Annotated in this window: 20 protein-coding genes and 2 pseudogenes; 11 read left to right on the forward strand and 11 right to left on the reverse strand. The window is 68.7% G+C overall.

The window, feature by feature from the left end:
• Positions 1-124: 124 nt before the first annotated feature.
• The 4 genes and pseudogenes from ACWD04_RS17210 to ACWD04_RS17225 all read right to left on the reverse strand — a co-directional run bounded on the left by ACWD04_RS17210 (position 125) and on the right by ACWD04_RS17225 (position 2,583).
• Positions 125-604, reverse strand: a complete 480-nt coding sequence (locus tag ACWD04_RS17210; RefSeq protein ID WP_451132668.1) for an NUDIX domain-containing protein — start codon at positions 602-604, stop codon at positions 125-127.
• A gap of 52 nt (positions 605-656) precedes the next feature.
• Positions 657-770: pseudogene (locus ACWD04_RS17215) on the reverse strand (LysR family transcriptional regulator); the annotation flags it as partial.
• Between the two features lie 245 nt (positions 771-1,015).
• Positions 1,016-2,140, reverse strand: coding sequence for a cystathionine gamma-lyase (locus tag ACWD04_RS17220; protein ID WP_451132670.1), 1,125 nt, complete (start codon positions 2,138-2,140; stop codon positions 1,016-1,018).
• Between the two features lie 65 nt (positions 2,141-2,205).
• Positions 2,206-2,583 carry a phage holin family protein gene (locus tag ACWD04_RS17225; RefSeq protein WP_451132672.1) on the reverse strand — a complete coding sequence of 126 codons (378 nt, stop codon included), beginning with the start codon at positions 2,581-2,583 and terminating at the stop codon, positions 2,206-2,208.
• Positions 2,584-2,662: 79 nt separating this feature from the next.
• On the opposite strand from ACWD04_RS17225, the gene ACWD04_RS17230 reads away from it, so the two are divergent.
• From ACWD04_RS17230 to ACWD04_RS17245, 4 genes are all read left to right on the forward strand, one after another.
• Positions 2,663-2,980, forward strand: a complete 318-nt coding sequence (locus tag ACWD04_RS17230; RefSeq protein ID WP_451132674.1) for a cupin domain-containing protein — start codon at positions 2,663-2,665, stop codon at positions 2,978-2,980.
• 159 nt (positions 2,981-3,139) lie between these two features.
• Positions 3,140-3,349: a DUF5326 family protein gene (locus ACWD04_RS17235; protein WP_451132785.1), complete on the forward strand. Its 210-nt coding sequence runs from the start codon at positions 3,140-3,142 to the stop codon at positions 3,347-3,349.
• Between the two features lie 285 nt (positions 3,350-3,634).
• Positions 3,635-4,402 (forward strand): IclR family transcriptional regulator, encoded by a 768-nt coding sequence (locus ACWD04_RS17240; RefSeq protein ID WP_451132676.1) that lies wholly within the window; start codon positions 3,635-3,637, stop codon positions 4,400-4,402.
• A 101-nt stretch (positions 4,403-4,503) separates the two neighbouring features.
• Positions 4,504-4,941, forward strand: a complete 438-nt coding sequence (locus ACWD04_RS17245) for an SsgA family sporulation/cell division regulator (RefSeq protein ID WP_073750747.1) — start codon at positions 4,504-4,506, stop codon at positions 4,939-4,941.
• 63 nt (positions 4,942-5,004) lie between these two features.
• Here the strand turns inward: ACWD04_RS17245 and ACWD04_RS17250 are convergent, their stop codons facing one another.
• Positions 5,005-6,360 carry a YibE/F family protein gene (locus ACWD04_RS17250; protein ID WP_451132678.1) on the reverse strand — a complete coding sequence of 452 codons (1,356 nt, stop codon included), beginning with the start codon at positions 6,358-6,360 and terminating at the stop codon, positions 5,005-5,007.
• A gap of 197 nt (positions 6,361-6,557) precedes the next feature.
• On the opposite strand from ACWD04_RS17250, the gene thiC reads away from it, so the two are divergent.
• Positions 6,558-8,393: a phosphomethylpyrimidine synthase ThiC gene (gene thiC, locus ACWD04_RS17255; protein WP_451132680.1), complete on the forward strand. Its 1,836-nt coding sequence runs from the start codon at positions 6,558-6,560 to the stop codon at positions 8,391-8,393.
• 92 nt (positions 8,394-8,485) lie between these two features.
• Here the strand turns inward: thiC and ACWD04_RS17260 are convergent, their stop codons facing one another.
• From ACWD04_RS17260 to ACWD04_RS17270, 3 genes are all read right to left on the reverse strand, one after another.
• Positions 8,486-9,310: a hypothetical protein gene (locus ACWD04_RS17260; RefSeq protein WP_451132682.1), complete on the reverse strand. Its 825-nt coding sequence runs from the start codon at positions 9,308-9,310 to the stop codon at positions 8,486-8,488.
• Between the two features lie 181 nt (positions 9,311-9,491).
• Entirely contained in the window at positions 9,492-10,550 is a 1,059-nt protein-coding gene (locus ACWD04_RS17265) for a metallophosphoesterase (RefSeq protein ID WP_451132684.1), read from the reverse strand.
• 174 nt (positions 10,551-10,724) lie between these two features.
• A complete protein-coding gene (locus tag ACWD04_RS17270; protein WP_451132686.1) occupies positions 10,725-11,837 on the reverse strand; it encodes a LacI family DNA-binding transcriptional regulator in 1,113 nt (370 codons plus the stop codon).
• 403 nt (positions 11,838-12,240) lie between these two features.
• On the opposite strand from ACWD04_RS17270, the gene hisC reads away from it, so the two are divergent.
• From hisC to ACWD04_RS17295, 5 genes and pseudogenes are all read left to right on the forward strand, one after another.
• On the forward strand, positions 12,241-13,320 hold the full coding sequence (hisC, locus tag ACWD04_RS17275) for a histidinol-phosphate transaminase (protein WP_451132688.1): 1,080 nt from the start codon (positions 12,241-12,243) through the stop codon (positions 13,318-13,320).
• A 285-nt stretch (positions 13,321-13,605) separates the two neighbouring features.
• On the forward strand, positions 13,606-15,114 hold the full coding sequence (locus ACWD04_RS17280) for a cytochrome ubiquinol oxidase subunit I (RefSeq protein WP_451132690.1): 1,509 nt from the start codon (positions 13,606-13,608) through the stop codon (positions 15,112-15,114).
• 19 nt (positions 15,115-15,133) lie between these two features.
• Entirely contained in the window at positions 15,134-16,135 is a 1,002-nt protein-coding gene (cydB, locus tag ACWD04_RS17285) for a cytochrome d ubiquinol oxidase subunit II (RefSeq protein WP_451132692.1), read from the forward strand.
• Positions 16,136-16,180: 45 nt separating this feature from the next.
• The gene (cydD, locus tag ACWD04_RS17290; RefSeq protein ID WP_451132694.1) at positions 16,181-19,762 is read left to right on the forward strand and encodes a thiol reductant ABC exporter subunit CydD; all 3,582 of its coding nucleotides are present in this window, start codon (positions 16,181-16,183) and stop codon (positions 19,760-19,762) included.
• A gap of 140 nt (positions 19,763-19,902) precedes the next feature.
• Positions 19,903-20,895 (forward strand): annotated as a pseudogene (locus ACWD04_RS17295) (GAF domain-containing sensor histidine kinase).
• Between the two features lie 50 nt (positions 20,896-20,945).
• Here the strand turns inward: ACWD04_RS17295 and ACWD04_RS17300 are convergent.
• Positions 20,946-21,809, reverse strand: coding sequence for a Cof-type HAD-IIB family hydrolase (locus ACWD04_RS17300; RefSeq protein WP_451132696.1), 864 nt, complete (start codon positions 21,807-21,809; stop codon positions 20,946-20,948).
• Between the two features lie 128 nt (positions 21,810-21,937).
• Positions 21,938-22,834, reverse strand: coding sequence for an LLM class flavin-dependent oxidoreductase (locus tag ACWD04_RS17305; RefSeq protein WP_451132698.1), 897 nt, complete (start codon positions 22,832-22,834; stop codon positions 21,938-21,940).
• A 505-nt stretch (positions 22,835-23,339) separates the two neighbouring features.
• Here ACWD04_RS17305 and ACWD04_RS17310 point away from each other — a divergent pair.
• Positions 23,340-24,545 carry a hypothetical protein gene (locus ACWD04_RS17310; protein WP_451132700.1) on the forward strand — a complete coding sequence of 402 codons (1,206 nt, stop codon included), beginning with the start codon at positions 23,340-23,342 and terminating at the stop codon, positions 24,543-24,545.
• Between the two features lie 33 nt (positions 24,546-24,578).
• On the opposite strand, the gene ACWD04_RS17315 is transcribed toward ACWD04_RS17310, so the two are convergent.
• The gene (locus tag ACWD04_RS17315; RefSeq protein WP_451132702.1) at positions 24,579-25,121 is read right to left on the reverse strand and encodes an RNA 2'-phosphotransferase; all 543 of its coding nucleotides are present in this window, start codon (positions 25,119-25,121) and stop codon (positions 24,579-24,581) included.
• Positions 25,122-25,182 lie beyond the last annotated feature (61 nt).

Genomic DNA, 25,182 nt, shown 5'->3' on the forward strand with positions numbered 1-25,182 from the left:
GTGAAACACGGTGTCAAGCGTGGAGCGTGCGGTCATCTGGCGGTGGGAGTATCCACGACTACCGGCCACGGCGTACGCGGTGTGCCCGCCCTACTCGTCGTAGGCCTCACACAGAGCTCCGGACTCAGCTCAGATCGGGCGAGTGCAACGCCCGCACGCCCTCGATGTTGGCGTCCAGATAGTGCCGGAGCGACAGGGGCACGAGGTGTACAGCCGCGATTCCTACGCGGCTGAAGGGCACGCGGACGACTTCGTACTCCCCGCAGGGTTCGTCGATCTCCGGTCCATGCCTACGCGACAGGTCCATCGAAGCCAGTCGGCAGACGAAGAAGTGCTGCACCTTTACGCCTTTGACGCCGCCGCCGGCGATGTGCTCGACGGTATCGATGAAGCAGGGCACCACATCGACGATCTTGGCACCGAGCTCTTCGTCGACCTCGCGGTGCAGTGCCTCGACGACGGTGGCGTCCTCCGGCTCGACTCCGCCACCCGGTGTGAGCCAGTACGGGTCGACACCGGGTTTGGTGCGCTTGATCAGGATGAGGTCATCGCCGTCGAGCAGGACGGCGCGGGCCGTGCGCTTGACCACAGGGCGTTCGGTCATGGGAGGAGAGTGGCCCGGGAAACCCGATCTGAAACTCCTGTCGGCCGACCGGTCACCAGTCGACGGCAGCACGGACCAGCCGCACGTGCGCCCGCGCCATGTGCGGCAGGCCGAGTGTGCCGGTCTTCGCGATGAGGAAGTACGTGCGCAGCGGCGGCATCGGAGGGAGCGGCGGACGCCGCGCCGTCCCTTGCAACCGCCTGGACCGTGCATATGCCCATAGATCACTGATGCCACCGTGTGGGGTCAGTGACGCGCGGTCAACCAGCCTTGTCCTGGCGGTTCTCAGCGCAAGAACCGGGGCGCTCCGAGCTATGACGGGGAGGCTCGGACCGTTCGTCCCGAGCAGGACCGGGCCGGTGAACGGGGACGTCCGTCCGGACCGGTCCTGCCAGGACCGTAGGGAAGCGCTCAGCGCGCGGACTCGTCCAGTGCGCGTTCCACGTCCGCCAGCAGGTCTTCGGGGTCCTCTGCGCCGACGGAGAACCGCACGAAGCCCTCAGGCACCGCGTCCCCGCCCCAGCGAGCCCGGCGCTCGGCGGTGGAACGTACACCGCCGAAACTCGTCGCGTCGTCGACCAGGCGCAGCCCGGCCAGGAAGCGCTCTGCGGTGTCCTTGTCGGCCAGTACGAACGAGACCACGGAGCCGAAGCGCCGCATCTGCCGGACGGCGGTCGGGTACGAAGGATCGCCGGGCAGCCCCGGGTACCGGAGCCCCGCCACGTCCGCGCGCTTGGCCAGGGCCTCGGCGAGTGTCAGCGCGGTCGCGCTCTGGCGGTCGATCCGCAGCTGCAGCGTGGCCAGCGAACGGTGGGCGAGCCAGGCCTCCATGGGGCCGGGAATCGCGCCGACCACCTTGCGCCAGCGACGTACTCCGGCCGACAGCTGAGGGTCCCGGCAGCTCACATGGCCGAGCAGGATGTCCCCGTGCCCGGTCATGCCCTTGGTGTCGCTGGCCACGGAGAAGTCCGCCCCCAGCTCCAGGGGACGCTGGCCGAGCGGGGTCGCCAGAGTGTTGTCCACCGCGACCAGGACGCCCGTGGCGTGCGCGGCCTCGACGAGCCGGCGCACATCGCAGACGTCGAGCCCGGGGTTGGAGGGCGTCTCGATCCACAGCAGCTTCGCCCCGTCGAGGAGCTCCAGCTGGGCATCGCCGCCGGTCGGTGCGGTCCGTACTTCGACGCCGTATGCCTCCAGCTGCTCCCTTACCAGGGGGAGCGCCTGATAGCCGTCGTCGGGCAGGACGACGGCGTCGCCCGTGCGGGCCTGGGACAGCAACACGGCCGAGATGGCGGCCATCCCGGAGGCGAAGACCGTGGTCTCCACCCGCTCCCCCGGTGCTTCCAGCTCGCCGATGGCGCGCTCCAGGTGGGTCCAGGTCGGATTCGTCTCCCGGCCGTAGGTATAGGGGCCGACGGGCTCGCCGGACAGATGGAAGTGCGCGGCGAAGACCGGACCGGGAAGTGTGGGTTCGTACTGCTCCGGTTCGGGCAGGCCTGCCCGAACGGCCCGTGTTCCGTCGCCCGTGGTGCTCATTCGCGTTTCCTCGTCTCTCCCCGGCGTCCACCGGTCCGTTCTGCACTGTGTCATCAGGAGGTGGATCAGTCCTCGTCGGGGAGCACCACATTGAGTGCCCAGGACACGACCGAGATGATCAGCCCGCCCAGGACCGCGGTCCAGAACCCGTCGACATGGAAGTTCAGATCGACGAGGCCGGCCAGCCAGGAGGTCAGCATCAGCATCAGGGCGTTGACCACCAGCGTGATCAGTCCGAGCGTCAGGATGAACAGAGGCAGGGTGAGCAGCTTCACCACAGGCTTGACGACGAAGTTCACCAGGCCGAACAGCAATGCCACCACGACCAGCGTGAGGATTTTGCGCCCGGAGCTGTCACCGGTCAGCGTGATGTCCTGGAGCAGCCAGATGGCTACAGCCAGCGCACCCGCGTTGGCGATCGTCTTGACTACGAAATTCTTCATGTGTCTGATCGTGGCAGACACGATTCGGTGGCGGACACCGGCGGTACAGAGCAGCACGGGCGCGAGGGGCGGACTGACGATGAAGGCATTCAGACTGGACGAGCTGGAGGCGGAACGCGCTGCCAACGACGGCGCCTATCTGCAGTTCATCCGGGAACGCAACATGTCCGTCGGCCTGTACGCCCTCGACGCCGGCGCGCTCGACCCTCAGCAGCCGCACCAGCAGGACGAGGTGTACTTCGTCGTCAGCGGTCGCGCCTCGATCACGGTCGGCATGGAGACCACGCAGGTGGGGCGGGGGAGCGTCGTGTACGTACCGGCGGGCGCTGCCCACAAGTTCCACCACATCACCGAGGATCTGCGGGTGATGGTGATCTTCTCCCCGCCGGAGAGTTAGGCCTCACCGGGGTTCCGGCGGCGTCGGGTTCGGGTCCGGACCCGACGTTCCCTAGGGGATCGCTCAGGGGACTTCAAGGGCTCCCGGAGCCCCGCCGGCCGCCCCTGCGCCTCTAGCATCGAAGCGGAGACTCACAGAGACGAGGTAACAGCGATGGCGGTGCGGCAGATGTTCGCGGGGATGCCCTGGTGGGTGAAGTGGGTCGCGGTGCCTCTCATCGCGATCGTCGTGTTCGGCGGCCTGGTCGCCAGCGTGGTCGGGTTCGTCATCGGACTGTTGTTCAAGGTGCTGGTGTTCGTCGTGCTCGTGGGTGGTCTGATCTTCGTCGTGCGAAAGTTCATGGGCTCGTCCGAGCGCAGCGACCGGTAGGAACATCGGGCGGCCCCAGAGGCGCGGTGGTACCGGGGAAGCGGGGCGGGCCACGGATTCGGTGATTAGCCCAGCTGAGCTAAGTCCATGACGAAACCTCCTTCGTGACTGAGTGTACGGATACAGTTGCGTACCGCTGCCGCCAGCTGGGAAATGACGGTCGTCACCATCCTGACCAGTGGTTTGTGCGACCGTCCGGTCTCCGGACCCCAGGCTCGCGGCGGGCCCGCGGGGGCGGCCCCCGCGGGAGGGCTGAGAGCCCGTCACCATGCCTGGGGGTGACCTGTGACCACGGCATCGAATACCGCTGCCCCGACGTTGATCGGTTCGGTTCAGCGGGCGTTGCGACTTATGGAGGCTGTGGGTACCCATCGGGACGGGGCGCCGGCGAAGCAGCTCGCCCGGGAGGCCGGGCTTCCCCTCCCCACCGCCTATCACCTGCTGCGAACCCTGACCCATGAGGGATACCTGCGCAGGGAGAACGGCGTCTTCCTGTTCGGGGCCGCGGCCGAGAGGCTGGGCGGAGGCCCCGCGACCCCACGTCCCGGCGTGATCGTCGACTCGCTCGCGCACTGGGCGGACATCATCGGCGCACCCGTGTACTGCGCCCTGTACAAGGACGGCGAGATCGAGATGATCGCCGTGGCCGAGACTCCCGCCGCTCCCGCCGTGCACGAGTGGGTCCCGTTCCGTGAGACGGGCCATGCTCACGCCCTCGGGCAGTGCCTCCTCGGGCAACTCGACGATCATGCACGCGAAGATCATCTGGACCGGCACCCTGTCCGGCCGCTGACGCGCTACTCCGTGAGGGACCGTCAAGAGTGTTTGAACCGGCTGGGATCGATGAAACGTACGGAACCTGTCATTGAACGGCAGGAGTACGCCATAGGAACGGTCTGTGGGGCTATTCCGATCACGGTCGGTTCCGCTGTAGCAGCCATGGCCATTTCTCTCCCTCTACATCAAGAGGAACGGTTGCTCGCCGCAGTCGAACAACTACGCTGCGAAGTAACCACCCTCTTGCGCTCGTTCGTGTTCTCTATCAGTATCTGAAAAATCACTCCTTGTGATCTGCTATCGCGTGCACCACGATGGCGTCAATAGGGCCATGGGGGATCATTCCTGGCCAGATTCATCTACTGCGGGGTTGAACGATGCGCGAGTCGGTTCAGGCAGAGGTCATGATGAGCTTCCTCGTCTCCGAGGAGCTCTCCTTCCGTATTCCGGTGGAGCTCCGGTACGAGGTCAGTGATCCGTACGCGATCCGGATGACCTTCCACCTGCCAGGTGACGCCCCCGTCACCTGGGCATTTGGCCGTGAGCTGCTGCTCGACGGTCTCAACAGCCCCAGTGGCGACGGCGATGTTCACATCGGCCCGACCGAGCCCGAAGGACTGTCGGATGTGCACATCCGTCTCCAGGTCGGAGCGGACCGAGCGCTTTTCAGGGCCGGCACGGCACCTCTTGTGGCATTTCTCGACCGGACGGACAAGCTGGTGCCATTGGGGCAGGAGCACACGCTGGGTGACTTCGACGGCAACCTGGAAGAGGCGCTGGGCCGCATCCTCGCCAAGGAACAGAACGCCGGCTGAACAGGAAGGTCTGGCTGAACACCGAACACCGGCGGGCCGGTTCCGTGCGTCCGGTGCCCCGGCTCACGCCTTGCGGCGTCGGCCCCTCCCGGTCCGTGCGGGTGCAGGAGCTCCGGCTTCCGCGCCGAGCCCCGTGCGGTCCGCGGAGACCACCAGGGCCGCGAGCACCGTCGTCACCGGGACCGAGGCGACCAGCCCGATCGACCCGACGAGTGTCCGGACGATCTCCTCCGCGACCAGTTCGCTGTTGGCGACCGTGCCTACGCTGCTCTGGGCGATCGAGAAGAGAAGCAGCAGAGGAAGGGCCGCGCCCGCGTAGGCCAGTACGAGCGTGTTGACGACCGAGGCGATGTGGTCGCGCCCGATCCGGATGCCCGCCCGGTAGAGACGGCGTACGCCCATGGTCGGGTCGGCCTGGTGCAGTTCCCAGACCGCCGAGGTCTGGGTGACGGTCACGTCGTCTAGCACACCGAGGGAGCCGATGATCACACCGGCCAGCAGCAGGCCGCTCATATCGATGTGCGGATACAGGCCGTGGATGAGGCCGGTGTTGTCGTCCGTGTTCCCGGACAGGCTGGCCCAGCCGATGAAGAGCGAACCCAGGAGACCGATCAGCAGCAGCGAGATGAGCGTGCCGATGACGGCCACGGAGGTACGGGCCGTCAGCCCGTGGCAGGTGTAGAGGGCGATCAGCATGATGGCGCTGGCCCCGATCACCGCGACGACCAGCGGATTCGATCCCTGCAAGATCGCCGGCAGGATGAACAGGGTCAGCACGGCGAAGGAGATGGCGAGGGCGATCAGCGCCATCAGCCCACGCATTCTGCCCACCGCGACGACCGCGAGGGCGAAGATCCCGGCGAGCAGCGCCATCGGGAACGCGCGGTCCACGTCGGTCACCGAGTACTGAAGATCCCGGGGTGCGTCGGGGGCGTACGCCACGACCACTCCTTGGCCCTCGCTCAGTTGCCGGGGGGCATCGGGCTGGACCACCTCGACGAAGGTACGGCCCTTGTCCTTACCGGTCGTCACTTCGACCGTGGCTTTCTTGCACTGCCCAGTCTGTTCGTTGACAGCTTCCCGTCCCGAGGCCGTGGAGGTGTCGCCGGTCGGCGGTACCTGCGCGGCGTTGACGTCCGCGCAGTCGACCGACACGACCTTCGTCACCTGCCCGTCCTGGGTCTGCCGGTCGAATCCGACACCCGTGCGCTCATGGGCCGGGGCGCCGCCGGGCCAGAACGCCACGAGGCCGACCAGGACCGCGGTCGCGAAGGGGATGAGCACGGCCGCGATGACCTTGCGCAGATGCTTGGACACGGGCGCGGCAGGGCCGTGGCTGTGGGAGTGGCCGTGTGCATGACTCTGCGTGCTGCCTGATGTGTGGCCGGGGGGTTCGGGGGCGCTTCCGGGAGACGTCACCCGGCGATCATCCCAAGAACAGGGGAGTCCCTCTGGCCAGCACGCCAGAAGGGAGGCTAGCGTGGAGGCACATCTGTACACGCGGGAGCTCGGAGCACCGGGCTGAGAGGGCGCTGACCTCCGTAAATTTATACGGGAAACGCTGCGCCGACCGCCGAACCTGTTACCGGGTAATGCCGGCGTAGGGAGTAGGTCTCATGACCACAGCGGACGCACGCACGCCTGCCTCGAAGCGGAATGGGCGGAACACCGAGAAGAACGCCGAGGCCGGGAAGTCCATCGGCTGGCACAAGGGGTACGTCCAGGGCTCACGCCCGGATCTCCGGGTGCCTGTCCGTCAGGTGCACCTCACCAACGGCACGGACGTGACGTTGTACGACACGTCCGGGCCGTACACCGATCCCACCACCGACACCGACGTGCGCCGGGGACTCGCCCCGCTCCGGGAGAGCTGGATCATCGGACGCGGGGACACCCAGGAGTATGCGGGCCGTCCCGCGCGCCCCGAGGACGACGGCCGCAAGCACACCTCGCCGCGAACGGGGTCTCCCCTGCTCGAGCGAAGCCGAGAGCCCGGGGAGGATCTGCGCAACCTCGACGCGCTCTTCCCGGGCCGCCCGCGCCGGCCCCGCCGCAGCCGCGACGGACGGCCCGTCACGCAGCTCGCGTATGCCCGCCGGGGGGAGATCACCCCGGAGATGGAGTACGTCGCGATCCGGGAGAACGTCGAACCCGAGGTCGTGCGCGAGGAGATCGCGGCCGGCCGGGCGGTCCTCCCCGCCAACGTCAACCACCCGGAGATCGAGCCGATGATCATCGGCAAGCGCTTCCTGGTGAAGGTGAACGCCAACATCGGCAACTCCGCGGTCACCTCCTCCATCGAGGAGGAGGTGGACAAGATGACCTGGGCCACCCAGTGGGGCGCCGACACGGTCATGGACCTCTCCACCGGCCGCAACATCCACACCACCCGGGAGTGGGTCCTGCGCAACTCCCCCGTGCCGATCGGCACGGTCCCCCTCTACCAGGCACTCGAGAAGGTCGACGGCCGGGCCGAGGAACTGACGTGGGAGATCTACAAGGACACGGTCATCGAGCAGGCTGAGCAAGGCGTCGACTACATGACGGTGCACGCCGGCGTCCGGCTGCCGTACGTCCCACTGACGGCACGTCGTAAGACCGGCATCGTCTCGCGCGGCGGGTCCATCATGGCGGCCTGGTGCCTGGCGCACCACAAGGAGTCCTTCCTCCACGAGAACTTCGAGGAGCTCTGCGAGATTCTTGCGGCCTACGACGTGACGTACTCGCTCGGTGACGGGCTGCGTCCCGGGTCCATCGCCGACGCCAATGACGAGGCGCAGTTCGCCGAGCTCCGTACGCTCGGAGAGCTCAACACCGTCGCCAAGCGGTTCGGTGTCCAGACGATGATCGAGGGCCCGGGACACGTCCCGATGCACAAGATCAAGGAGAACATCGACCTTCAGCAGGAGATCTGCGAGGAGGCTCCGTTCTACACGCTGGGCCCCCTCACCACGGACGTCGCTCCCGCCTACGACCACATCACCTCGGGCATCGGTGCGGCGATGATCGCCTGGTGGGGGACCGCGATGCTCTGTTACGTCACGCCGAAGGAGCACCTGGGGCTGCCGAACCGTGACGACGTGAAGACCGGTGTCATCACGTACAAGATCGCCGCTCATGCGGCGGACCTCGCCAAGGGGCACCCCGGGGCACAGGAGTGGGACGACGCGCTTTCGGACGCCCGGTTCGAGTTCCGCTGGGAGGACCAGTTCAACCTGGCGCTCGACCCCGACACCGCGCGGGAGTTCCACGACGAGACGCTGCCGGCCGAACCGGCGAAGACGGCGCATTTCTGCTCGATGTGCGGCCCCAAGTTCTGCTCGATGAAGATCTCCCACGACATCCGTCGGGAGCACGGGGACGAACAGGCGGAGATCGCGGCGGGTATGGCCGAGAAGTCCAAGGAGTTCGCCGCGGCAGGCAACAGGGTCTATCTGCCAGTCGTGGACTGACGTCGGGGCGCCGTGCTCGGGCGCCACGCCGTCGTGCCGGGCACGCAGGCCTCAGCCGGCTCCGGCCCGGGGGCCTGCCGTGCCCGGCCGGGTCACTCCGGCTGGTGCTCGGGGCCGCCGAAGTCCGGGCCGGTGAAGTCGGGGCTGGTGAAGGTCGGGCGCGGGCCGGCCGAGGGGCCGTCCTCCGGGCCCGAGAAGTCCGGTCTGCTGTAGCCGATCTTCGGAATCCGGTTGGCCGAACGGTGCGGCGTCCGTGAGGCGGGGCCGGCGGTCGGATCGGCCAGCGCGTCCCGGAGGAAGGGCAGAATGCCGCGTTCCAGCAGGGCGTGGCGCCAGGCCTCCCGGGCGCGCGCGACGTCCTCCGGCAGATCCTCCTCCTCGTCCGCTGCGGGCAGCGCGGTGGCGCCGTTGCGCAGGGCGGTGACGAGGAGTCCCCCCGCGGCGACGAGGATCGCGGTGGCGGCGACGGCGGCGAAGAACCACCCGGCGGCGACCATGGTTCCCGCGAAGGCCGGGGCGGGACTGAGGGCCTTCAGGGAGTAGCCGATCAGCAGGAATAGCAGGGCGGCCGTACCCGCGAGGACGGGCGCCAGCACGGAGATCACCGCGAGCGTGCCGGCGCCTGTGGGGTCGGTTTCGTCCGCGGCGGGCCCGAGGACCGATGCCTGGGCATCCGGGTCGCCCGGTCCGCGCAGCTCGCCGCGTACCTTCACGTAGTGGTCGTACTCGGTGGCAGCAGTGGCCGTGATCAGGGGCGAGGCGTTGAGCGCCATCGTCCGGAGTTGTTCAGGGTTGAGACGGTCGCCGACACCGTCCAGATCCGGTCGTTCGTGAGCATGGCGCAGTGCGTCGGCCAGGATCCGCTCGTACTCGGGGCGGTCCTCGGCCAGCAGGTGCGGAGCGCTTTTCATGTGCATCCCCCGATGCTCCGTAGGGCCTGATCGACCGTAGGGGCGGGGCGACCGGGCGGAAACGGAGGAGAGCCTGCTACTGATACGCCGATGGTAGAGCGCCTACGGCATGGGGTGACAGGGGGTTTCCGGAAATAGGCTCAGCCGCCGACGGTGTCAGGTCGTGATGCGTCTTCCCCGATGACCGTCAGTCATGCAGCGGGAGTTGGACGACCAACAGCTTTCCGGCCATGGTCACTCCGCCGTCCATGGCGATGGCAAGCCCTTCCGCGTAGACGTGCGGACCCTCGACCACGGGCCGGGGCACGTCCTCGCCCTCCTCCGATCCGACGTCGCCGAGCAGATACGGAATGGGACTGTGGCCGTGGACGACGCGCCGCCCGCCGTACGTCGACATCAGTTCGCGGACGGCCTCCGCGCCACCCTCGTCGCGGAAGGCGAACCGCTTGGTGAGCTTGCGGAAGAGGTCCCAGCACTCATCGGCGTCACTCCGCGTGAGAATGGCGTGGACCGTGTCGTTGACGTCCTCGATGGTGGATCCGTAGTCGAGGTAGGCCGTCGTGTCGGAGTGCATCAGCAGGTGCCCGTCCTCCTCGACGACCGCGTCGAGCCGGGCCATCCACTGGAGGTGGACGTCCTGCAGCCGCTCCATGTCCGTCCTCTGACCACCGTTGAGCAGCCAGGCGGCCTGGAAGGTCGCGGTTCCGGCACCGGAGTTCACCGGGGTGTCGCCGAACCTCTTCGCGCCGAGCAGCAGCAGTTCGTGGTTGCCCATGAGCGCCTTGCAGTAACCGCCGGCCGCGGCGGCCTCCGCGGAGAGGCGCATGACGAGATCGATGACGCCGATGCCGTCCGGACCGCGATCGGTGAAGTCGCCGAGGAACCAGAGCCTGGCGTTGCCGGCTTCCCAGCGGCCGTCGTCGTCGACGAGGCCCTGCTCACGCAGTGCGCCCAGGAGCTCGTCCAGGTAGCCGTGGACGTCGCCGACGACGTACAGCGGACCGGGGCCGGATTCGCCGACGGGCCGGGCTTCCGGGAAGGTCCGCACCTGGACGGTGTCACCGCGGTTGATCACGGGCAGATCGCGTGCGGTGGGGGTGTACCCCTCCGGCGGCTCGTCGCCCACCGCGGCATTGCCGGGGTGCGGCAAGGGCGGGTCCATCGGCACCTGCGCATACGGCGGTACGCGGAAGTCGCGCAACGTCGCTGTCCGCACCACGGGTTCCTGACCGGCCCCCTGAGTCATCGACCCCTCCACCACCGTCGCGCCTCCGTACACCTCACGGGCCCTGCCTGGTAGAGGTGGTCCGCGGTGTCGTGCGCCCATCATAGGAATGCGGATCGTGCTGTGTGACGCACCAGGGGTGGTGAATCCGTGCGCACACCTGGTTCATCGGTCGTTTGGTCCGAATTAATACGATCAGTCCCCGGCCGGTGACCGCGGAGCGCTGACTGTGGTGCGCGGTGGACGGCGCTGGGAAGACGTCCGGACGATGAGCTCCGTCGGTATCACCTGCTCCAACGGGCCGTCGTGCTCGACGCCTTCGATGGCGTCGATGAGGAGCTGGATGACCGCCGTGCCGATCCTGCGGGGCTTCAGCGAGAGTGTGGTGATGGGCGGGTCGGTCGCCGCGTACACGGTGGATTCGCTGCAGCAGACCAGCAGGAGGTCCTCGGGGACCCGTAGGCCGTAGCGCCGCGCCGCGGCGAGCAGATCGGTGCCGTTGGGGTCGAAGAGCCCGTAGACGGCGTCCGGGCGGTCGGGACGGGCGAGGAGGCGGTCCGCGGCGACCGCGCCCGCGCAGGGGTCGTGAGCCGGATAGGACTCGTAGACCGGATCCTGGCCGACCCGCTCGCACCAGTGGAGGTAGGCGGTGGTGGAAAGGCGGGTGTAGGTGTCGGTCGTGGTGCCGGTCAGCAGCCCGATACGCCGGGCTCCTGCGGCGGCGAGGTGGTCCAGGAGGTCGAGGACCGCCGCCCGGTGGTCGTTGTCGACCCAGGCGGTGACCGGAAGCGTGCCCGCCGGGCGGCCGTCGGAGACGACGGGCAGACCCTGGCGCACGAGCTCGGTGACCACCGGGTCCTGGTCGGACGGGTCGATGACGACCGTCCCGTCCAGTGCGACGTTCGACCAGACGTCATGGCGTGACGTGGCCGGAAGGATCACGAGGGCGTAGCCGCGTGCGAGCGCAGCCGATGTGGCGGCTCTTGCCATCTCCGCGAAGTACGCGAACTCGGTGAAGGTGAAAGGTTCATCCCCGTACGTGGTCACGGTCAGGCCGATGAGCCCCGACTTGCCGGTACGGAGGGTTCGGGCCGCCGCGGACGGGCGGTAGCCCAGCCGTTCGGCGACCTCGCGGACATGGTGGCGGGTGGCGTCCGGGAGCCTGCCCTTGCCGTTGAGCGCGTCGGACACGGTCGTGATGGAGACGCCGGCCGCTGCGGCTACATCCCGGATTCCCGCCCGTCCTTGCCGGCCGTTGCGCCGGGGTGTCTCTGTCCGGCTCACCTGGTGCTTCCCTGCTGCTGTCATGGCGAGCCGATAGTAGGGCTCCGGTGCCGGGTCGGGCTGGTCGCATATGCCTACGTTGACAGGCACGTTTCTGCATGATCAATAAGGCTTAAACACCTTGAGAACCAAGGGTGTTGGAGGTGTTGACCCCAATGTGTCACACATCGGCGCACATGAACCTGCTGAATGGTCCATGCCTCGAAGAGTCCTTAACTCACCTGTTCGAGGGATGCGCGCCACGGAGTGAGCGACCGGCGTGCGGCGGGATGCGCAGCGCTCCCCCTCCCGGGGGCCGATGGAGCCGCCGCGAACGACAAGCGTTTCCCGCCGGGGAGGGCGATTGCGGATCCTGGCCATTCGCACGAATGCCCCATCCTCATAAGGTGAGCAGTATTGATGTGTAGATGGTCGAGGAGGACCTGCGGTGAGCGAGACGAGCCCGAAACTGCGCGCCGAACTGGACGGCGTCCCTGCGTATGTGCCGGGCAAGCCGGCGTCCGCGGAGGGGCCGGTTGCCTTCAAGCTGTCCTCCAACGAGAACCCGTATCCCCCGTTGCCCGGTGTCATGGAGTCGGTGCTCTCCGCGGCCGCTGCCTTCAACAGGTATCCGGACATGGCCTGCACCAGTCTGATGAACGAGCTGGCGGACCGGTTCGGTGTGCCGGTCTCCCATCTGGCCACCGGTACGGGATCGGTCGGTGTCGCTCAGCAGTTGCTCCAGGCCACCTCGGGCCCGGGGGACGAGGTCATCTATGCCTGGCGTTCGTTCGAGGCTTACCCGATCATCACGCAGATCAGCGGTGCGACGTCGGTCAAGGTGCCGCTGAGCGGCGGTGAGGTGCATGATCTCGACGCCATGGCCGGCGCGGTCACCGACCGGACGCGGATGATCTTCGTCTGCAATCCGAACAACCCGACCGGCACGGTGGTGCGCCGGGCGGAGCTGGAGCGGTTCCTGGACCGTGTCCCGGACGATGTCCTGGTCGTGCTCGACGAGGCGTACAAGGAGTTCATCCGGGACCCCGATGTGCCGGACGGGATCGAGATCTACCGGGACCGGCCCAATGTCGCGGTGCTCCGGACCTTCTCCAAGGCATACGGCCTCGCGGGTCTGCGGGTCGGCTTCGCGGTGGCGCACGAGCCCGTGGCGGCGGCGCTGCGCAAGACGGCCGTCCCCTTCGGTGTCAGCCAGGTCGCTCAGGACGCCGCGGTCGCCTCGTTGCGTGCGGAGGACGAGCTGCTGGGGCGGGTCGGATCGCTGGTCGGCGAGCGTGCCCGTGTGTACGACGGTCTCGTGGGGCAGGGCTGGACCGTTCCGGAGTCCCAGGCGAACTTCGTCTGGCTGCGGCTCGGGGACCGGACGCTCGATTTCGCCGCGGTCTGCGAGCGGGCGGGTGTGGTCGTGCGGCCCTTCGCCGGTGAGGGCGTGAGGGTCACGATCGGGGAGGCCGAGGCCAACGACGTGTTCCTGAAGGTGGCGGAGACCTTCCACCAGGCGCAGTAGCGGCGCGGGCGCTGCGCGACGGCCCTCCGGCGGCCCCGGACCTCGGTGAGCGAGGTCCGGGGCCACCGCTCTTTCCGCCCCTGGACACCTCGGCACCCTGTCCGGTTTCGGCTGACCCGGCAGGGTCGGCCGGAAAACACCCCCCACCCGATGGCTTCGAAGACATGTGCGCCATAATGCTTGTGAATGTGAACGCGTTCACAAGCGCACCCGTTTCCTCCCTTGATCGGGTGGATTGACTGGGCACTCCGCGGTTGTGATCACGGCGACGTAAGGAGAAGAGTCGTGGACCTGGCTCTGGCACCAGAAACTCTGGCGCGATGGCAGTTCGGCATCACCACCGTCTACCACTTCCTGTTCGTCCCTCTGACGATCTCTCTCGCCGCGCTCACCGCCGGCCTGCAGACCGCCTGGGTGCGCACGGACAACGAGAAGTACCTCAGGGCGACCAAGTTCTGGGGCAAGCTCTTTCTGATCAACATCGCCATGGGCGTGGTCACGGGCATCGTCCAGGAGTTCCAGTTCGGCATGAACTGGTCCGACTACTCGCGGTTCGTCGGTGACGTCTTCGGCGCCCCGCTCGCCTTCGAGGCCCTGATCGCGTTCTTCTTCGAGTCCACCTTCATCGGCCTGTGGATCTTCGGCTGGGACAAGCTGCCGAAGAAGATCCATCTCGCCTGCATATGGATGGTGTCCATCGGCACGATCCTCTCGACGTTCTTCATCCTGGCCGCCAACTCCTGGATGCAGCACCCCGTCGGTTACCGGATCAACGAGGAGCGCGGCCGTGCCGAGCTCACCGACTTCTGGAAGGTGCTCACCCAGGACACCGCGCTCACCCAGTTCTTCCACACCATCACGGCGGCCTTCCTGGTCGGAGGCGCCTTCATGGTCGGCATATCCGCCTTCCACCTCGCCCGCCGGAAGCACATCCGTGTGATGCGCACCTCGCTCCGGGTCGGGCTGGTCACGGTGGTGGCCGCCGGCATGCTCACCGCAGTCAGCGGAGACACGCTCGGCAAGGTGATGTTCAAGCAGCAGCCGATGAAGATGGCCGCAGCGGAGGCCCTGTGGGAGGGCGAGGAGGGCGCGCCCTTCTCCCTCTTCGCGGTCGGGGACGTCGCCGAGGGGCACAACGACGTGGAGGTCTCCATACCCGGAGTGCTCTCCTTCCTCGCGGACAACACCTTCACCTCGTACGTCCCGGGGATCAACGACATCAACGAGGAACTGCAGGAGACCTACGGGCCCGGTGACTACCGGCCCAACATCCCGGTCGCCTTCTGGAGCTTCCGCTGGATGATCGGCTTCGGCATGGCGTCCTTCGGACTCGGTCTGCTGGGGCTGTGGCTGACACGGCGGAAATTCCTGCTGCCGCAGGCGCTGCGCACGGGCGAGGACGAAGTGCCGAATCTCGTCCTCTTCAGGAACAAGGCGCTGAGCCCGAAGCTCGCCAAGCTCTACTGGCTCACCGCCCTCTGGACCATGATGTTCCCCCTGATAGCCAACTCCTGGGGCTGGATCTTCACCGAGATGGGGCGCCAGCCCTGGGTGGTCTACGGGGTGTTCCAGACCCGCGACGCGGTCTCTCCGGGAGTCTCGCAGGGCGAAATCCTCACCTCCATGATCGCCTTCACGGCGCTCTACGCGGTGCTCGCCGTCATCGAGGTCAAGCTCCTCCTGAAGTACGTCAAGGCCGGACCCCCCGAGCTCACCGAGGCGGACCTCAACCCGCCCACCCGGATCGGCGGTCACGACCAGGACGCCGACCGGCCGATGGCCTTCTCCTACTGAGATCAAGCGGAGCTGAGAGATGGAACTCCACGACGTCTGGTTCGTGCTCATCGCCGTCCTGTGGACCGGCTACTTCTTCCTGGAAGGATTCGATTTCGGTATCGGGGTCCTCACCAAGCTGCTGGCCCGGGACCGCAAGGAGCGTCGGGTCCTGATCAACACGATCGGGCCGGTCTGGGACGGGAACGAGGTGTGGCTGCTCAGCGCGGGCGGGGCGACCTTCGCGGCTTTCCCGGAGTGGTATGCCACCCTGTTCTCCGGCTTCTACCTGCCTCTGCTGGTCATCCTGCTCTGCCTGATCATCCGCGGGGTGGCGTTCGAGTACCGGGCGAAGCGGCCCGAGGAGCGCTGGCAGGCCAACTGGGAGCACGCGATCTTCTGGACCTCGCTGATTCCGGCCGTCCTGTGGGGCGTGGCCTTCGGAAACATCGTCCGCGGCGTGAAGATCGATGCCGATATGGAGTACGTCGGCAACCTCTGGGACCTGCTCAACCCGTACGCCGTCCTGGGCGGCCTGGTCACGCTGTTCCTCTTCACCTTCCACGGCACGGTGTTCGCCGCCCTCAAGACCGTCGGGGACATCAGGAAGCGTGCCCGCGGGCTGGCACTCAAGCTGGGCCCGGCCACGGCGCTGCTCGCACTTGTCTTCCTCGGCTGGACCCAGGCGGACAACGGAAACGGCTGGAGCCTGACGGCGATGGTCATCGCCGTCGTGTCGCTGGTCGTGGCCATCGGTGCCATCGCAGCGGGACGCGAGGGCTGGTCCTTCGCGTTCTCCGGCGTGACCATCACGGCAGCGGTAGCGATGCTCTTCCTGACGCTCTTCCCGAACGTCATGCCGTCCTCGCTGAACGACGCGTGGAATCTGACAGTCACCAACGCCTCCTCCAGCCCGTACACCCTCAAGATCATGACCTGGTGTGCAGGGATCGCCACTCCGGTGGTGCTGCTGTACCAGGGCTGGACGTACTGGGTGTTCCGCAAGCGCATCGGCACGCACCACATCGCCGACGCGCACTGAGCCTGACCGGACGAGTGCCATGAGCGCACTGGGGAGCTGTTTCACGTGAAACCGATCGACCCACGACTACTCCGTTACGCCCGGGCCACCCGGTTCTTCCTGGCGGCCGTGGTGGCACTGGGCCTGGTCGGAGCCGCTCTGGTCATCGCCCAGGCCATGCTCGTCGCCGAAGTGGTGGTGGGCGGGTTCGAGGACGGGCTGACCGCTTCCGGACTCCGCACACCACTGCTCCTGCTCGCGGCTGTCGCGCTGGGGCGGGCGCTCGTGGCCTGGCTGACGGAACTGGCCGCGTACCGGGCGAGTGCCTCGGTCAAGTCCGAGCTGCGCGGCCGGCTCATGGAACGGGCTTCCGGCCTGGGGCCGGACTGGCTGAGCGGGCAGCGCACCGGGTCGCTGATCGCCCTGGCGACCCGGGGTGTCGACGCCCTCGACGACTACTTCTCGCGCTACGTCCCGCAGCTCGGCCTCGCGGTCGTCGTTCCGGTGGCGGTGCTGGCCCGGATCGTCACCGAGGACTGGGTCTCGGCGGCGATCATCGTGGTGACGCTGCCGCTGATTCCGCTCTTCATGATTCTTATCGGATGGGCCACCCAGTCCCGGATGGACCGACAGTGGAGGCTGCTGTCACGGCTCTCCGGGCACTTCCTCGACGTCGTGGCCGGACTGCCGACGCTGAAGGTATTCGGGCGGGCCAAGGCGCAGGCCGAATCGATCCGTAGCATCACCTCCCAGTACCGCCAGGCCACGCTGAAGACCCTCCGGCTCGCCTTTCTTTCCTCTTTCGCCCTGGAGCTGCTGGCGACCCTCTCCGTGGCTCTGGTCGCCGTGACGATCGGGATGCGGCTCGTCCACGGAGAACTCGACCTCTACACGGGGCTGGTGGTGCTCATTCTGGCGCCGGAGGCCTATCTGCCCATCCGCCAGGTCGGCGCGCAGTACCACGCGGCCGCGGAAGGTCTTTCGGCCGCGGAGGAGATCTTCGCGGTGCTGGAGACCGAGCCCGCGGCCGGCGGCTCCCAGGACGTGCCGCAGTCGCTGCGGCTGGAGCTGGACGGGGTGACGGTCCGCCACCAGGGCCGGAGCGAGCCCGCGCCGAATGCCGCCTCCCTCGTGGTCGAGCCGGGGGAAACCGTCGCCCTCGTCGGTCCCAGCGGCGTCGGTAAGTCCACGATCCTCAGCGTGGTGCTCGGATTCACCGCGCCCGACGAGGGGCGGGTGAGGGTCTCCGGGACCGATCTGTCCGCCCTCTCCCCCGAACGCTGGCGTGAGCAGATCGCCTGGGTGCCCCAGCGCCCCCATCTCTTCGCGGGGACGATCGCGGAGAACGTACGGCTGGCGTGCCCGCACGCGGACGACGCGGCGGTCATGGCCGCGCTGCGGGAGGCAGGGGCGTACGACTTCGTGGATGCGCTGCCGGACGGCGTCGGGACGCCGCTGGGCGAGGACGGCGCCGGACTCTCCGCTGGTCAGCGGCAGCGCCTCGCGCTGGCTCGGGCCTTCCTCGCGGACCGGCCTCTGCTGTTGCTCGACGAGCCGACGGCGAGCCTGGACGGTGAGACGGAGGCGGGCATCGTCGACGCGGTGCGGAGGCTGGCCGAGGGGCGCACCGTGCTGCTGGTCGTGCACCGGCCGGCGCTGCTCGCGGTCGCGGACCGGGTGGTGGTGCTGGAACCGGGTGCAGGCGAGGACCTGGCCGTGCCCAGGGAGCCGGACGGCGGGACGGTTCCGGGCCCTGCGACGCCGGGCGACCGGGGCGACCGGGACGATGACGGGCGTCTGAGCACGGAGGAGCCCACGCTGCTGGCGGAGACCGCCCGGCTGCTCAAGGACACCGCCCCCAGGGCCGGCGGCCGCGTGCTCGCCCGAGTCCGGGAGGCCGCCGGTTCGCAGCACGGGATGCTAGGTCTGGCTCTGCTGCTGGGCAGCCTCGCCGTCGCGTCCTCCGTCGGCCTCATAGCCGTCTCCGGCTGGCTGATCTCACGTGCCTCCGAGCAGCCCCCGGTGCTGTATCTGATGGTCGCGGTCACCGCGACCCGGGCCTTCGGCCTCGGGCGGGCCGTCTTCCGCTACGCAGAGCGGCTGGTGTCCCACGATGCCGTTCTGAGGATGCTCGCCGAGCTCAGAGTGGCTGTGTACCGGAGGCTGGAGCGCGTCGCGCCCGCCGGTCTGCGGGCCATGCGGCGAGGCGACCTGCTGTCCCGGCTGGTCTCCGACGTGGACGCTTTGCAGGACTACTGGCTGCGCTGGCTGCTGCCCGTGGGGACAGCGCTCGCGGTCGGGGTGGGATCTGTTGCCTTCACCGGCTGGATGCTGCCTGAGGCAGGCGTTGTCCTGGCAGCCGGGCTGTTCCTCGCGGGCGTGGGCGTCCCCTGGCTGAGCGGAGCCTTCGCCCGTCGCGCCGAGTTCCAACTGGCGCCCGCCCGGGCCGCGCTGGCCGTCCGGGTCGCTGATCTTCTCGGCGGGACGGCCGAGCTGACTGTCGCGGGTGCGCTGCCCGCCCGTAAGGAGCAGGTGCGCACGGCGGACGGCGTCCTCACACGGATCGCCTCGCGCACGGCGGCCGCGACCGCACTGGGTGGCGGGCTCTCCGCCCTGATCTGCGGGCTCACCGTCGTGGGCGCGGCGTTCGTCTCGCTGCCCGCCGTGTACGACGGACGGCTGGCGGGTGTCGAGCTCGCCGTCGTCGTCCTCACTCCGCTCGCCGCATTCGAAGCCGTGACGGGGCTGCCGCTCGCGGTGCAGTACCGCCGGCGGATCAAGCGGAGCGCGGAGCGGGTCTTCGAGGTGCTGGATGCTCCTGTACCGGTCGAGGAACCTGCCGACCCGGCCGAGGCGCCGGCTTCACCCTTCCCGCTCGACGTACGAGGGCTGTCGGCCCGGTACGAAGGCGCGGAGCGCGATGCCCTGCATTCCGTCGGTCTGACACTGCACCCCGGGAAGCGGGTCGCTGTCGTGGGCCCGTCCGGATCGGGGAAGACCACACTCGCCCAGGTCCTGCTCCGATTCCTGGGCGCCCGGGAGGGGACGTACCGTCTCGGCGGCGTCGACGCTTCCGCGCTTGACGGGGACACGGTCCGGACCTTCGTGGGGCTGTGTGCCCAGGACGCTCACGTCTTCGACAGCTCCATCCGCGAGAACCTGCGGCTCGCCCGCACCGGCGCGACCGACGGTGAGCTGACAGACGCCCTCGCCTCGGCCCGACTGCTGGACTGGACCCGGTCGCTGCCCGACGGTCTCGACACACTGGTGGGTGAACACGGGGCCCGGCTTTCGGGCGGCCAGCGGCAGCGGCTTGCGCTGGCTCGTGCGCTCCTCGCCGACTTCCCCGTTCTCGTACTCGACGAGCCCGCGGAACACCTCGACCTGGCGACGGCGGACGCACTGACCGCTGATCTGCTGGCTGCCACTCAGGGACGTACGACCGTGCTGATCACCCATCGGCTCGCCGGGCTGGAGGCGGTGGACGAAGTCCTGGTGCTGGACGGAGGCCGGGTGGTGCAGCAGGGTCCGTACGCCGCTCTGGCCGCAGAGGACGGTCCACTGCGCCGGATGCTCGAACGCGAACAGGCTCCGGTCGGTACGGGGCCGGGGTGGTCGCGGGCGGTGCCGGTACCTGTAGGGGGCTGAGGGCGGTGGACCCGCCCCGATTCCGGCTGTCGGGACTATTCGGTGCTTACTAGGCTCGGGTTGTGCCCGAGCCGGATTCGCAGGACGCGCCCGAAGCGGCGCGGCAGAGCAGCGGAAGTCCGCGAGGGCTCTCCGCGGAGCTGACGGCACGCTCTCCCCAGCTGCTGGAAGCATCGAGGTCCGTCGGCACGGGCCTCGAGCTGCACTCGACCCTCGAGCGCATCTGTGAGACCGCGGCCGAACTCGCGCACGCCCGCTATGCGGCCATCGGCGTCGTCGAAGGGCCCGGGGAAGCGCTCAGCGACCTCATCACCCATGGGGTACCCGTGGAGGTCGCCCGGGAGATCGGCCGCCCGCCGGACGGGCACACCGGTCTCCTGGGCGCACTGATCGAGGACGGCGTGCCCATCCGGCTGGAGGATCCGGCGGACGACCCGCGCTTCGGCGGATTTCCGGCCGCCCACCCGAAGATGCGCACCTTCCTCGGGGTCCTGATCCGGGTCCGGGGCAAGATCTTCGGCAACCTCTACGTGATGGAGAAGCATGGCGGGGGCGCGTTCGGCGACGACGAGCTGCACATGCTGGCCACGGCGGCCGGTATCGCCATAGCCCACGCACGGACGTACGACGCCGCCCGAGGGCGCGGACGGTGGATCGAAGGCTCGGTGGCCGTCACCCGGCACTGCTCTCGGCCGGGGACGCCGACGAGGCACTACGAACCGGCGGAGGCGCAGTCGGGGCTGCGGACCAGGGTGCTACGGGAGATCAACATGGCGGCGGTGCCTCTGGGGTTCATGCCCTCGCACCGGTTCCTGGGCCCTGTCGACTCGCTGGTGGGGGAGCGCGCGGGCAAGAATCTCATCGCGGCTCTGCGTGAGGCGCTGTCCAACATGTTCCGGCACGCGCGGGCTTCACACGTCGAGGTGAGAGTGGACGCGACCGCGGTGCTGCCCGACGGGCGGGACGCGGTACGTCTGACGGTCGCGGACGACGGGGTGGGGATCCCGGACGGGGGCCGGCGCAGCGGCCTGCGCAACCTGGCCCGGCGCGCCGAGTCCCTGGGCGGCGCGAGCTGGTTCGGGCCGGGGGAGGAGGACAGCGGCACGGCGGTGACCTGGCAGGTCCCGCTCTGATCAGGCAGGCCTCGGTTCCCGGCCTCAGCGTGCGGTCCGGGCGCGCGGGCTCAGCGCGCCGTCTCAGCGTGTCGGCGTGTGGCGAGGATCCGCTCGATGACGACCGCGACACCGTCCTCGTCGTTCGTCAACGTCACGCCGGATGCGGCGGCCACAGCGGCCGGATGGGCGTTGCCCATGGCGAACGAGGCACCGGCCCAGCTCAGCATCTCCACATCGTTGGGCATGTCGCCGAAGGCGACCACCTCGTCCGGAGCGATTCCGCGCTCCGCGCAGCACGCGGCGAGGGTGCGGGCCTTGGTAACCCCGGGGCCGCTGATCTCCAGCAGGGCGGCAGGGCTGGACCGGGTGAACGAGGCGCGGTCCCCCGCGAGTTCGCGGGCCAGTGCGAGGAAGGCGTCCGGGGCCATTTCGGGGTGGTGGGCCAGAATTTTCAGGACCGGTGTGCCGGTGCCGGGAGCCTCCTCGTGGAGCAGCTTCTCCGCGACGGCGACTGTGGCACCCGGGTCCATGTGGAACGGGGGGTAGGCCGGTTCGTAGTGGGTGCCCGTGGCCAGTCCGACGGCGAACGACACACCGGGTGCCGCCTCGCGCAGGACGTCGACCACGTCCAGGGCGATCGCACGGTCCAGGGGGTACACCTTGAGCAGCCGGCCATCGTGGAGATCGGCGACCGCGGCGCCGTTCGCGCAGATCGCCATGCCGTGGCTGTGCACATGAGGGATGACGACGTCCATCCAGCGGAGGGGCCGCCCGGTGACGAAGAAGACCTCGAGCCCCGCCGCTTCGGCGGCTGCCAGGGCGGCGGTCGTGCGAGCCGACAAGGTCTTGTCGTCGCGTAGGAGGGTGCCGTCCAGATCGGTGGCGATCAGCCGGGTCACGGCAGGCAGAGGCGAGTCGCTAGCTGAGGTCACCCTGTCATTCTCCCGTACGGAGTCGCACGGCGTGCAGAGGGGCGCCCATCTGGGAGCGCGGGTCCCTGAACTGCGGATCCTGCCTCTGGTATATGCCGAAGGCGCCAGGTTGTCCGCCCCGGCTGCGGTCAGCCGAGCTGGGACAGGGCCTCGGTGGCGATCCGATCGAACACCTCGGGGTCCCCGGCGAAGTCGGAGTCCGGCACCGGCCAGTGGACGACGATCTCGGTGAATCCGAGGTCGAAGTGCGTGCCGGCGAAGTCGACGAACGCGTCGAGGGACTGCAATGGACGTCCCGGGGTGAACCCGGTGAGCAGAACCTTGTCCAGGTCGGAGGTGTCGCGGCCGGCTTCTTCGCAGGCAGTGCCCAGCCGGGCGATCTGGCCGCGTACGGCAGCCACGGACTGCGCAGGGGTTCCGGCCTCGTACAGCTTCGGATCACCCGTGGTCACCCACGCCTGGCCGTGGCGCGCTGCGAGCTTCAGTCCACGCGGCCCGGTGGCGGCGACCGCGAAGGGCAGCCGGGGACGCTGTACGCAGCCCGGGATGTTCCGGGCCTCGTTCGCGGCGTAGAAACGGCCTTCCTGGGTCACGGACGGCTCTCGGAGCAACCGGTCGAGCAGTGGGACGAACTCCTCGAAGTGGTCGGCGCGTTCACGTGGCGTCCACGGCTCGTCGTCGGTCCGGCGCAGCGTGGTGGCGTCGAAGCCGTTCCCGCCGGCGCCGATGCCGAGCGTGATCCGTCCGCCGGAGACGTCGTCCAGCGTGATCAGGTCCTTGGCGAGCGTCACCGGGTGCCGGAAGTTGGGCGAGGTCACGAGAGTACCCAAACGCATACGCTGCGTTACCGTCGCTGCCGCCGTCAGCGTCGGGATCGCGCCGAACCACGGACCGTCGCGGAAGCTCCGCCAGGAGAGATGGTCGTAGGTGTACGCGGCGTGGAATCCGAGGTCTTCGGCCTGCTGCCAGATCTTCTGTCCTTCGGCCCATCGGTGGATGGGAAGGATCACGGTGCTCAGACGCATGACCCCGACGATACGCGGGCCTCCCCCTCTCACGGATGTGTCGGCCGGAGCGGATTTCAGGAAGCCACGCCGGCGTCGCGATGGAGGCCGCTACCGTGGCTCCATGGGCGCGCTGGGTAAGACCGAACTCGAGACCATGGTCGAAGGGCGACCGTCGACGCCTACAACGAGGACGAACAGCTGACCGGTCTGTTCACCATGCTTGAGGAGCACCTCGACGTGCCCTTCAACACCGTCGTTCTCGGCGTCGAGGTAACCGTGGCGAGGTATCGACCTCACGCTGGACGGCAGGGCCGTCGCCCTGTGCTCTCGCGGCGGCGTGCGGCAGGCGATCGGAATCCTGGATGCCGTTGCCCAGCCCGGCGCCCGATGGTGCGAATGGGGTCTCCCCTGCTCGAGCGGAGCCGAGAGCTTGGGGAAGGATCGAGGCGTACCGTCACTGGGGCGGTTGAGGCCGGGCACCTCACACCCGACGCGGAATGCGCTTGTATGGAAAGGGCTGAACGTGGCTGGCGCCGTACGGGGCACGAAGCAGGGCATCGGCGAGCCGTCGCTGACCGACCTCATCGAGCGCAGTGCCGAGTTGAAAAGGCAGCTGGTCGCCTTCGGGCAGAGCGACCGCTTCGACCGGTGGTTGACGCCGCTCCTGCTGGAGGCCGCTGGGCCTGCGCGGCAGCTGGACGAGGGTGAGGCGATCCGGATCACCGACCACTTCATCCTGCGGTACCGGCTGCCGGACGGGTCGACCGTGGTGGACCGGTTCGTCGCCGGGCGGAAGGGCTTGACCACGGCCGACCGGGAGATGCTGCTCGGCTGGCGTGACCCGGTCGAGGGCATCTTCGAGATCCAGCGCAAGGACGGGGGCACCGTCGTCCTGCTCAACCTGGTCAGCGATCTGGAGTACCGCACCTACTCGAATGCCGGGCGGGCGGCGTTCCGCGGAGTTTCCAAGGGGGGATTCCTCCACACCTGCCTGGTACCCGTTCAGTCGGCCGGCGGGGCGTGGCTGGTGTCCGGGGCGATGTCGTACTACCCCAGGTCCAGCGCCACCGACATCGCACAGGCGGCGCTCGAACTGGCCACCCTCCAGCCCGAGCTGGTCTTCCGCAACCCCCAGAAGATCGAGCAGGGGTGGCAGCAGATGCGGGAGGACCGGGCCGCGTTCGTCGAGTTCTGCGGCGGCGACGAGTTGGTCCTTCCGCCTGCCGAAGCCGGGGACCTCCTCAACGCCTACTACCGCCACCGCCAGGAGGCCGCCGTCGCCGCACAGCCGGGCCGTGCCCGGCGTCGGCGGCTCCCCGGACTGGACCTGCCCTTCTTCGCGTTCCCGCGGGAATTGGCGGACTCGGACACCATCGGTGTCATCTTCGACCAGATCGACGGGCTCAACTTCTACGCCGACTACGGGATGCTGCGGGACCTCTTCGCAGACCCCGCCCGTACGGGCCGCAGGCGGCACCAGGATCTGCTGCGCACGTACCTGCGCGAGGAGTCGATCGCGCCGTTGCCGATCCGCCGTCTGGCCGCCGCCTACCCGGAGACGGCTGACGAGGTGTTCCGGAAGCTGCTGCGGAAACCCCGCTTCATCTGGAGCGAGCACGGTGAGGCGCTGCTGCGCCGACGCAAGCCCTGGTACTACGAGAGCGAGCCCCGTCCGGGTGTCTCGGTCATCGGCGACCGCCTCAGCAGGCTCGCCGCCGGCCGCCGGTAGTCGCCACGGTGCGCACGCTGACCTGCCGAGGCGTCATCCAGGCAGACGCAGGAAGACCCGCGGTACGGAGTCGGTGAGCCATACCCCGTTGGCGCTGACATGGAAGATGCGACCTGCCCGGTGCATGGCTCCCGCGTCCACGGTGAGGACGACCGGGGTGCCGCGCCGGGCGCCGACCCGGACCGCCGTTCCGCGGTCGCGCGAGAGATGGACATGGTGGCGGTTCATGGGCCGGAGCCCTTCGGTGCGGATGGCGTCGAGTGTTCGTGCCACGGTGCCGTGATAGAGGTACGCGGGCGGGTCGGCCGGGGGCAGGCCGAGGTCGACCGTCACGGAGTGGCCCTGGCTCGCCCGGATGCGATCGCCGTCCATGGCGAAGCGCTGTTTGTCGTCGGCCGCGACGACGTGATCGAGCTCGGCCCGGGTGAGGCTGAAGCCGTCGCGGGCGCAGGCGCGCAGAAGTTGGTCGACGGCGACCCAGCCGTGAGGGTCGAGACCGATTCCGATCCGGTCGGGTTTGTGCCGCAGATGCTTCGACAGGTACTGGGACACCTTGACGGTGCGTCGTTCGTCCACTCCCTCAGCCTGCCCGCGGCGGCTCTTCCGGCGCACCTCGATTTCACTCGGCGTTCGCGGT

The sequence above is a fragment of the Streptomyces sp. NPDC002911 genome (assembly GCF_053591835.1).

Bases quoted from the DNA above. Each gene is read 5' to 3' on its own strand.
- ACWD04_RS17210 (WP_451132668.1), bottom strand. From the start codon at position 604: ATGACCGAACGCCCTGTGGTCAAGCGCACGGCCCGCGCCGTCCTGCTC.
- ACWD04_RS17270 (WP_451132686.1), bottom strand. From the start codon at position 11,837: ATGACAGCAGCAGGGAAGCACCAGGTGAGCCGGACAGAGACACCCCGG.
- cydB (WP_451132692.1), top strand. From the start codon at position 15,134: ATGGAACTCCACGACGTCTGGTTCGTGCTCATCGCCGTCCTGTGGACC.
- thiC (WP_451132680.1), top strand. From the start codon at position 6,558: ATGACCACAGCGGACGCACGCACGCCTGCCTCGAAGCGGAATGGGCGG.
- ACWD04_RS17220 (WP_451132670.1), bottom strand. From the start codon at position 2,140: ATGAGCACCACGGGCGACGGAACACGGGCCGTTCGGGCAGGCCTGCCC.
- ACWD04_RS17305 (WP_451132698.1), bottom strand. From the start codon at position 22,834: ATGCGTCTGAGCACCGTGATCCTTCCCATCCACCGATGGGCCGAAGGA.
- ACWD04_RS17245 (WP_073750747.1), top strand. From the start codon at position 4,504: ATGCGCGAGTCGGTTCAGGCAGAGGTCATGATGAGCTTCCTCGTCTCC.
- ACWD04_RS17260 (WP_451132682.1), bottom strand. From the start codon at position 9,310: ATGCACATGAAAAGCGCTCCGCACCTGCTGGCCGAGGACCGCCCCGAG.
- ACWD04_RS17230 (WP_451132674.1), top strand. From the start codon at position 2,663: ATGAAGGCATTCAGACTGGACGAGCTGGAGGCGGAACGCGCTGCCAAC.
- ACWD04_RS17225 (WP_451132672.1), bottom strand. From the start codon at position 2,583: ATGAAGAATTTCGTAGTCAAGACGATCGCCAACGCGGGTGCGCTGGCT.
- ACWD04_RS17265 (WP_451132684.1), bottom strand. From the start codon at position 10,550: ATGACTCAGGGGGCCGGTCAGGAACCCGTGGTGCGGACAGCGACGTTG.